This window comes from Brevibacterium sp. FME37, from assembly GCF_014897485.1.
Lineage (GTDB): Bacteria > Actinomycetota > Actinomycetes > Actinomycetales > Brevibacteriaceae > Brevibacterium.
Map to the genome: position 1 here is coordinate 1 of NZ_JABUYE010000045.1, position 1,659 is coordinate 1,659.

The window sequence follows — 1,659 nt, forward strand, 5'->3', positions numbered from 1 at the left end:
CCTGGATCCACCGATGAGGCTGGGCCGATAGCGGCGTGCCGATAGAGAGAATGCCCCTGTGATCAGGGAAAATGGAACTTGCGACAGCAACATTTCCGACCAGATCAAGGAGCATCTCGTAGGTGAAAGTCTCTCACACTCCAGCAGCAATATCCGCGACCTTCGACGACCCGAACCTCGTGTCGGCATCCGGCCTGCTCCCGATCCTCAACCTCGCCGACACAGCCGGTCTCCACACTCTGGCCGACAAACACCTCACCGTGCCCACAGACAAAGGCGCCAATGCAGGAGCGAAGGTGACCTCGCTGGTAGCGGGAATGATCGCCGGTGCCGATTCCATCGACGACATGGCCCTGCTGCGCCACGGCGGCATGAACACGCTCTTCACCGGCCGATACGCGCCCTCGACCCTGGGTTCCTTCCTGCGGACATTCACCTTCGGCCATGTTCGCCAACTCGATGCCATCGCCTCCCGCGCCCTGACCAGCCTGAGTACCCACGCCCCGCTGATTGCCCATGACCCCGACGACTACGTCTACGTTGATGTTGACGACACGATCGTTGAAGTCCACGGACATCAGAAGCAAGGCTCCGGGTACGGGTACTCCGGAGTCCGTGGCCTCAACGCCATCCTGTCCACCGTGTCCACACCCACCTCGGCCCCGATTATCACCGCTCAACGATTGCGCGAAGGCGCGGTCGGATCCCCACGCGGGGCAGCACGCCTCATCAGCGACGCCCTGGCCACAACCCGACGCTTACACGGCCTGGACCGGGCACGGGTCCTGTTTCGAGCCGACTCGGCCTACTACGGACACGCTGCGATCACGGCGGCGATCACCGGTGGGGCTGATGTGTCGGTGACCGCGCGCATGGATGCGCATGTGAAGAAGACGATCGCGGCCATCGATGAGGACGCGTGGCAGACGATTGAGTACACGAACGCGATCTATGACGAAGACAACCAGCGGTGGATCTCATCAGCTGAGGTTGCTGAGATCGACTTCACGGCGTTCGTGTCGAGAAAGAAAAGCGAGCAAGTCACAGGGCGTTTGGTGGTGCGTCGGATTCCCGAGCTCAATCCGAAAGACGTCGATGCCCCGACCTTGTTCGACACGTACCGGTTCCACCCGTTTTTCACCACCAGCGATCTCGATATGGTCACCGCGGACAAGATTCATCGCGGTCATGCGGTGATCGAGCAGGTGAATTCGGATGTGAAGAACAGTGCTTTGGCGCATCTGCCGTCGGGCAAGATCAATGCCAACGCTGCCTGGCTGGTGTTGGCCGTCATCGCGTTCAACCTCACCCGGGCAGCAGCCACGGTCGCCGGAGAAAGGCTAACCAAGGCCACGACGGCAACTATTCGGACCAAGTTGATCAGTGTTCCGGCCCGAGTTGCGACCTCAGCCCGGCGGGTGAGGCTTCACCTGCCGCAAGACTGGCCGTGGGAGACGGAATGGACACGCCTGTTCGCTGCAGCGAATGCTCCACCTGGTCAAGCTGTGGCCTGACCGACCAGCCAGCAACGGCGCGATACGAGGATTTGTAGTGGAACTCTCCGGGTAGCGAGGCCCGGCGATCCCTCCTGCCCGGAACCTGCCCAAACACCGAAATCCAGACCAGCGTGCAGCTTCAGCCTAGATCGGTGGATCGAGG

1 protein-coding gene is annotated in these 1,659 nt (G+C 61.4%); it reads left to right on the forward strand.

Going from position 1 to position 1,659, the window contains the following annotated elements:
- Window positions 1-122 precede the first annotated feature (122 nt).
- On the forward strand, window positions 123-1,514 hold the full coding sequence (locus tag INT29_RS19855; protein ID WP_193073270.1) for an IS1380 family transposase: 1,392 nt from the start codon (window positions 123-125) through the stop codon (window positions 1,512-1,514).
- Window positions 1,515-1,659: the final 145 nt, after the last annotated feature.